The 7,616-nt window shown below is 47.7% G+C and carries 5 protein-coding genes; 4 read left to right on the top strand and 1 reads right to left on the bottom strand.

What is annotated here, in order from left to right:
* The first annotated feature begins 48 nt into the window (after positions 1–48).
* A complete protein-coding gene (locus NG833_RS21255) occupies positions 49–927 on the top strand; it encodes an alpha/beta fold hydrolase (RefSeq protein WP_254567274.1) in 879 nt (292 codons plus the stop codon).
* A gap of 220 nt (positions 928–1,147) precedes the next feature.
* On the opposite strand, the gene NG833_RS21250 is transcribed toward NG833_RS21255, so the two are convergent.
* A complete protein-coding gene (locus NG833_RS21250; RefSeq protein WP_254567273.1) occupies positions 1,148–2,785 on the bottom strand; it encodes a DUF6930 domain-containing protein in 1,638 nt (545 codons plus the stop codon).
* A 737-nt stretch (positions 2,786–3,522) separates the two neighbouring features.
* On the opposite strand from NG833_RS21250, the gene NG833_RS21245 reads away from it, so the two are divergent.
* The 3 genes from NG833_RS21245 to NG833_RS21235 all read left to right on the top strand — a co-directional run bounded on the left by NG833_RS21245 (position 3,523) and on the right by NG833_RS21235 (position 7,418).
* Entirely contained in the window at positions 3,523–3,885 is a 363-nt protein-coding gene (locus NG833_RS21245; RefSeq protein ID WP_254567272.1) for an iron-sulfur cluster assembly accessory protein, read from the top strand.
* A gap of 301 nt (positions 3,886–4,186) precedes the next feature.
* On the top strand, positions 4,187–4,606 hold the full coding sequence (locus tag NG833_RS21240; protein WP_254567271.1) for a M48 family metallopeptidase: 420 nt from the start codon (positions 4,187–4,189) through the stop codon (positions 4,604–4,606).
* A gap of 772 nt (positions 4,607–5,378) precedes the next feature.
* Entirely contained in the window at positions 5,379–7,418 is a 2,040-nt protein-coding gene (locus NG833_RS21235; protein ID WP_254567270.1) for an alpha/beta hydrolase, read from the top strand.
* Positions 7,419–7,616 lie beyond the last annotated feature (198 nt).

Genomic DNA, 7,616 nt, shown 5'->3' with positions numbered 1-7,616 from the left:
CGATGTAGATTAAACTGACTGAATTAGACTGAAAACAGAGAGAACGATATGACAACTGCCTTAGAAACTTGGACTCACAACACGATCGCCGTGAATGGAATCACCCTGCATTATGTGACCCAAGGGGAAGGACCCTTGATGCTAATGCTTCACGGCTTTCCCGAATTTTGGTATTCCTGGCGACATCAAATTCCCGAATTTGCCCAAGATTATAAAGTCGTTGCCGTGGATATGCGCGGGTACAACGATAGCGATAAACCTCAAGATTTATCAGCTTACAGTATCCAAGAATTAATCAAAGATATTGAGGGAATTATTACCGGATTGGGGTATGAAAGCTGTGTCTTAGTCGGTCATGATTGGGGAGGAGCGATCGCCTGGTATTTTGCCTACAGTTATCCCCGGTTAGTCGAAAAACTAATTGTCCTCAATATTCCCCATCCCGCCAAATTTGCCGAAGGACTCCGCAGCAACCCCCAGCAAATTCTCAAAAGTTCCTATACCTTTTTCTTTCAGCTTCCCGTTGTCCCCGAATTGCTGTTTGAATTCAATGATTATCAAGCCATTGAAATGGTATTTCAAAGCATGGCTGTGAATAAAAATGCCTTTTCCCCGGCTGATATTACCGCCTATAAAAACGCTGCCGCCAAACGGGGTGCGCTGACTGCCATGCTCAACTATTACCGCAAAACCCTATGGGAATTAGTCTTTGACAAAGAGTGGAACATCTTAGAAGTTCCCACCCTGATCATTTGGGGAGAAAATGATACCGCCCTCGGGAAAGAATTAACCTACGGGACTGAATCCTACGTTCGGAATTTACAGATTCATTATATTCCCAATTGTAGCCATTGGGTACAACAAGAACAACCCGAACGGGTGAATCAATATATGCGGGAATTTTTATCTGCAAGCCCGGAAACATAACACTTTCCACAACTCCAATGTTTTGGGGTTATATCAAGTACGATGGATTCACCTCAAAAACTATCTTCTTTCTCTTCTCCCCCTTCGGTGCAAAGACATTTAGTCCTTATACCTCCCTCTCCTAGACAGGGGAGGGGTGGAGAGGGCCACCTTCAGAGGTGGGAAGGGGGTTGGGGGGTTAGATCACTCTGGGCGATCGAGCAAAGGTCGAAGTCTGAATTTAAAAAGGCATCGGCATCAATTGTAAGGTTCCGAGATTGATATCTTTTGGGGAGAGCGATCGCACCTCAAACAACGCCAACATATCCTTCTTTTGAGGATTGCCACGGCTGGCTCCCGTCAACCCCATTGCAATCACCAACCCACAATATCCCTTGGTTTTCTTACAGCGGCCATCCCACTTTTTACGCGCTGCAACGTGAACCGGGTCATCTTCCATAAACTCCCCAAACAGAAAAAGTTCACCATTTTCTGCTTTTAAAATGCCCAAATCAAAGCGATTACCGCCGAGGGGGTCTTCACCGGGATTAAAACCAATTCCAGTTACTCCCCCGGCTTCTTTTAAGGTTTCAATCATCGCTTTCGCCTTAGGTCGAGAGGTTTGAATCAAAATAATTGGCAACCCATCGCCGCTGGCATGAACTTGAGCCGATTGATAATAAGAAGCTGATGCCTCTAGGTCTTTCAACACTTCCCAAGGAACCACCCCGAGACTGAGAAACGAGTTCGGTGGCACCAAATCATCGCGCAACAAGGGTTCATCATCATCATCCTCGTCATCCTCGTCATCAGGGGCACTGACACTCATTTCAAACAGTTTGGCCGCTATTTCCGGCATCGTACTCACCGTCACCGCCACAGTATCTGGACCCTGGCGATCGCCTCCTTGGGGAACCGGAATTTGATAGCGTTGACTTAAGTTGGGGAACTTCCCACCCGTCAGCTTGCGGCGAACACTGCGGAAGAAACGCGCAAACGCATCCAGGGCCAGAATCGTCAGCAGGGCCTCCTCATCATAGAGAATCGCTCGCATTCCTTCTAAGGGATGAAGATTGCCAAAAGTCGGCTTAATCTCGCTGGGAGGAAGATCCGAGAGGTCGATATCGTCATCTTCCTCAGCGCCTTCAAAGGTAATAAATAGGCAATCTTGGGATAAAAAGGCTTCTTCTAACCGTTCCGGGGATTCATTGGCAATCACCCGCTTTCTAAACTGAGTCAGGGATTCCAGGGACCGATATAACAGAATCCCATAATCCAATCCCAGCATACCCATGACACAGGCATACAGGGTTCCCATATCCAACCCTTCCAGTTCAATGGAGATAATTTGATGATCCGCCAGACATTCCCAGGGACCCGCCTGCCAGACTTGATAGGCTTTTTCTTCTAAACTCTCCACATATTGCGGGGGTAACAGAGGCGGTTTGCGATCGACCACATCCTGAAACCCGCGAAACAGTTCATCGATCAGAGGGAGGTCCGGCACATACTCGATGGAAATGCCCAGGTCCTGAAGGACGCCTCGGAGAAAAAACTGGATTTCCCGGTCCTTGACTACGATTTTTTGGGGCCGACCGGGAAGAGCTGGACTGTGAGGGTGTTCCATTGCTCTGAGCAAGGTGCGAACCACCGCTTCGGGACCCGTATCTGGGGAGACTACATCCATTGAACGGACGATTCCTTGGGACCCATCCACCCACATAATGCAGTCCCCGCCGTTTTCTGAATCATAATCCGATAAAGCCGAGGAGCCTATAGGCAGAGGTTCGGACATCGGACGGCGATCGCCTTCCCAGACCGACGGAATTTGTTGGAGTTGTTGTAAGCGACGAAAGGTAGAGCGGTTTAAACCTGCCATAAACAATTCAGTATAGGGTGTACACACAGAGGGTTAAAATAGCCAGTTAACAGGTCAATCAGTGAATCTAAATCAATTTAAAATGAGATCAAATTCCCTAATCTCCTCCCCAAGGGCTGCGATCGAGTATTCCAGAAAATCGGACAAGAAACCGGGTGGCTGGCTCTAATTCGCTGCTAAATTCTACAGTAGAGCTCAAGCAACCCTGTTGTCTTCCCTCTACTGTCCCGACATCCTCAGATAGGGGAACCATGAGCAATTCCCCCTCCCAGTCAAGATATTTATTCCTGATTTCCCTCCCCTGTAAAGGAGAGGTCGGGAGAGGGCTATGGGGGTTAAGTCCATCTGATGGTTAATTCTCTTCACTGACTTACTATCATTCCAAACCATTCAAAACAACAATAAAAACGCTCCGAATCTTTACAAGATCCCATAGAAATTGGGTCGGAGTTGTGGAGGAATTCAGGACTTGGCAATCTTGATGAATTTACCCCACATTGAGAACAGTTCCAACCGGGTTATGAACAGGCTGATTTGGTCTTCTTTATCCTCGATCATTTCTCAAGGGTGTCATCGGATGGTTACCCTATTCCTAGGGTTCCCCTACTGCCGTGCTGCATTCCTCGCTACAATGAACCCAGAAGAGACTAAAGCCCTCTCAGTATAGAACAGCAACACAGACAACAGCATAGCTAGAACAGCACCGTTAGAACCGGAATAAGGAGACCAGTAAACTCATGACACAAGCAACACAGCCTCAACAACGCGGAATTATCGTCACCGATTCTGCCATCAAGCACATTAAGTCCCTGCAAAGCCAACAAGGGGGGGAAAACCTTTGTCTGCGAGTTGGCGTGCGCGGGGGTGGCTGCTCAGGGATGTCCTACACGATGGATTTTGAACAGATTGACAATATTCAACCCAACGATGAAGTCTTCGAGTATGAAGAAGGCTTCAAAGTGGTTTGCGATCCCAAGAGCTTGCTTTATATCTATGGCATGGCCCTTGACTACAGCAATGCCCTGATCGGTGGTGGTTTCCAATTCACCAACCCCAACGCCACTCAAACCTGTGGCTGCGGCAAGTCATTTTCTGCCTAACTGGCACCTCCCATTTTAACTTCTTTTGCAATCGCCACCGTCCCTCCTGATTCTCGTAGACTCTAAGCACCCAGGTCAGCCTTCTGACCTGGGTTTACTATTTTGGGGCTTCAGCAGTCTCCTTGTCAAAGGCAGAATCAACCCAGAACCCAGAAACGACTGAAGTCGTTACTACAAACATCCCCAATCTCCCCCATCTCCCCCATCTCCCCCATCTCCCCAATCTCCCCCATCTCCCCTGAATTGAAAAACCGGGCGGCCTTTTGGATACAATCGAACAACTGCATGAAAAGAACCGCTTATGACTGAAACCGTTGAATCTCAATTTACCAGTGGCGTGGAACGCTACAAAGCTGGTGAAGGCCCAGACACCCTGATTCCGGTGTTCCGGGATATCTGCGATCGCGCCCCAAAAAATAGTCCCGCTTGGACTTGTTTGGCTTGGCTGTATTTATTGGCCGATAAACCAACTCCAGCCTATAAGGCAGCTCAAAAAGCGGTCAAACTCAATCCCCAAGATGCTCAAGCTCAGGTTAACCTGGCGGTAGCGATGCTCGATAGCGGTCAAAAAGGCGTCCGTACTCACATCGAAATCGTCCAACAACTGATGATGGTTGCCGCAGAATTGCGCGATGAAGTGAAGGACAATATCGATGAGGGATTGAACCGAAAACCCGATTGGAAGAGTTTACAACGGGTCAAAAACTGGCTGTTTGAATAAGCTTCCCCTCTGGACTGAAGTGCTAGAGGCGATCGCACTTTCCTAGACCCTTCATTTAATTTTTAACCTTCAATGCCTGCATGAGAACCCTCTCCAATCTTCATGCAGGCTTATTTTATTTATTTTTACCCCACTCCTCTCGCCGGAGACGACGGAGCTCGTCACTACGAACCCAATACGGAATCCGGTTGTCAAAGGTCTGTAAAAACCCGCAGGCTTAAGCCCGGGGCTATACGGACGAAGCCCGCCTGCGCGGGCTAATTCAGAAAACCGACTTTTAACAACCGGATTTGGTATAAGAAGTCGTTTCCTCCCCTCCTAAGTTCGTAGTAATGACTTCAGTCGTTTCCTCCCCTCCTAAGTTCGTAGTAACGACTTCAGTCGTTTCTTAACCATTGTTTGCACAACTGACTCAAACTTGATGGTGCTTCAGTCCAGTCAGAAATCAACCCTCCCCCACATCCTCCTCAAGGGACCTGACCTATTTTTCCTTTCTGCCACCTAAAGAACTGTCCACTCCCAACCATTTTAACCGGATATATTTCTCTTCAGAGAGTACATCGTTGTTAACCCTAAACAAACTCTAACTTTTAGGCTAAAGAATCACATAAACTGATTCTTTTAATTTCCCTCTTAAATCTCCTTGAGTTTGTCAGCTATTTCTTGAAATCTAGGCAAGTTCAAGAAAATTTGACCGTGCTTCATCTCCTTCAAACTGCCCTAAATAAATTCAATCGGTCCCACTTCATAAGCATTTACCCCCTTTTATCTTATGATTCTTTCTCGCCAATATGCTGATTTGCCATTAACTTGGGATACCAAATCACTAGAAACCCTACAAAATGACTGTCAATGGCTCGAATCCATTGTTAAAAATTCCGCTCCTTTTTCCGATGGATGGGTGAAAGCCCGAATCGTGCAGCTTGCCTATAATTGCCCGAACTCTCTCGATTTTCCCCTGCCGAATAACCGGGAAAAATCTGCCAACCGAAAGACCCTGACAACGGCTCAACTATTGGCTTATGGCGGCAAACTTTCGGAAAAAGAAATTGTGGAGGCATTACAGTGGGAGTGTCTGCAATACTGCCAAAGTCACCCCGTTGCTGACTTTCCTTGTTTTCGCGAAACGGTGGATGAAAACTATGTGATGGCGACACTCAATAGCTGGTGCAGCCGCCATTTTTCGGAAAATTCGGCGCGTAATTTTGAAATCTACCAAGACCTCCATTATCCGAACGTCTTTTTAGTCATTAGCACCGCTCCCATTTCTCTTTATGTAGACCGTCAATTACCTCCTCCTGACCGATTCCGTGCCTTATTTAATGTAGATGAATTCGCGGAAATTGTGGGAGAAGGATTTTGCGATCGCATCACCCTGCGTACCCACGGCTATGCCACCTCTGCCGCCACCTTTTATGATTTATTCATGAAGGAGGCCAAAGCCCTAAATCGCGAAGAGTCTTCCCAGGATAGCCGATTAAAAGACAATCATTTTTATATCGGATATCATTGGCCCAGTGAACAACCCTTTACCAGTCCCGGATTATGGAGTGATTTTTCCAAAAATTGGGGCGTTATTTTCAAATTCTCCTTTGTGCTTTCCGGATTTGCTGGCATTATTGGCAGCGGATTGTATGGAATGGTCAAACTGCTCGGAATTCCCCTGTTCAAAGGGTTAGAATTCCTCCCCCTAATTGGTCCAATTTGGAAATGGATCCAATTGAGTGCGGTGGGTCTGCAATGGTATTGGGTGGTTCCGCCCCTGTTTATTCTTTGGGTGCTGTTGATGCAGTGTTTGCGGGTGTTGGTTTATCAGCGCGATCGCTATCGGGCAATTCACTATGGTGCACCAGATTTAGCCGAATTCTTTTGGCGCTTAGACCGCGCGCTGAATCGGAGGGCTGAAAAAACAAGCCAAGAACCCAAAACAGAAGTATCCACGCCGGTTTTAGGCTCGATTGAAGCCAAAAATCAAGGCTCTGTTTCCCTGCCGAATCCTGTCGTTTCTGGGTCAAACTCAGAGATTGCGGTGAACTTGGTGGGTCACAGTATGGGGGGACTCCTGCTGGTGAATACTTTGCGAATTTTGTCCGATCGCTTTGGCAAGGATGATGGAGATATTGAGGATCCAAATGGAGTAGAGTCCAGCAAGATTGGCGATCGCCTGCGACTAGATAAATTAATTTTGGCCTCCCCAGATATCCCCCTAGAGTTCCTCCGGGAGGGTCGCAACAACTACGTGCGGTCCGCCATGCGTCGTTGCCGTCAAATTTACCTGATGTCGAGCGATCGCGATATTATCCTGCGCTATATGCCGACTCTCGGCAACTGGTTTAGTGAACCCAGTATCGAAATGTCCGCCTATCGTCTGGGGAATGTCTACCTCAAACCCTTAGACGATCGCTATCCCAACGCCAATTACCGCCCTTACATTCGCAATGTCTTGGTCTCCCAAGCAGCAGCGAGTCCCACCTCTGCTTATGACCTATTTGAGCGTTTTAACTATATCGACTGTTCCGAGACCCTGGGCGTGAATGGCATCTTTTGGTCCCTGAAGTCCCATCGCGGGTTGGCGATCGACCTGATCAATACCCTGATGTATGTCCTGAGTCTGACTTATAGTCGCCTCTTCGGCCAACTGGATTTACATGGGGGCTACTTTTTAACCCACACCGCCACGTTCAAAATTTTGAAGTTGCTAATTAGTCTCAATGGCGAGTCTGAGGCAGAAATCGAAGCAGGGATTGAGGAGTTAATTCAAGGCACAAGGATCCGGTTTTTACCCCGTCAACCCTTTTTGACGAAGGATTAATAGGGTTGACGGTTGCGATCGGTCGGTAAAACCCGCACCCTCAAGGGTGGGGCTACACAGACGAAGCCTGCCGACGCAGGCTGAACAGGAAAGCTAATTTTTTACAACCGGATTTGGGATGAGCCCGCGCAGGCGGGCTTTGTTCGTATAGCCCCAGGCTTCAGCCTGCGGGTTTCTGTGTTATTTGAGCAAAACCCG

Origin of the sequence: Oscillatoria sp. HE19RPO, assembly GCF_024220515.1 — a bacterium.
Taxonomy (GTDB): domain Bacteria; phylum Cyanobacteriota; class Cyanobacteriia; order Cyanobacteriales; family Laspinemataceae; genus Laspinema.
Note: the sequence above shows the minus strand (reverse complement) of the source record. Positions and strands in the feature narration are given on the sequence as shown.

Coding starts and splice junctions, on each gene's coding strand:
- NG833_RS21240 (WP_254567271.1), top strand. CDS start 4,187: ATGACTGAAACCGTTGAATCTCAATTTACCAGTGGCGTGGAACGCTAC.
- NG833_RS21255 (WP_254567274.1), top strand. CDS start 49: ATGACAACTGCCTTAGAAACTTGGACTCACAACACGATCGCCGTGAAT.
- NG833_RS21235 (WP_254567270.1), top strand. CDS start 5,379: ATGATTCTTTCTCGCCAATATGCTGATTTGCCATTAACTTGGGATACC.
- NG833_RS21245 (WP_254567272.1), top strand. CDS start 3,523: ATGACACAAGCAACACAGCCTCAACAACGCGGAATTATCGTCACCGAT.
- NG833_RS21250 (WP_254567273.1), bottom strand. CDS start 2,785: ATGGCAGGTTTAAACCGCTCTACCTTTCGTCGCTTACAACAACTCCAA.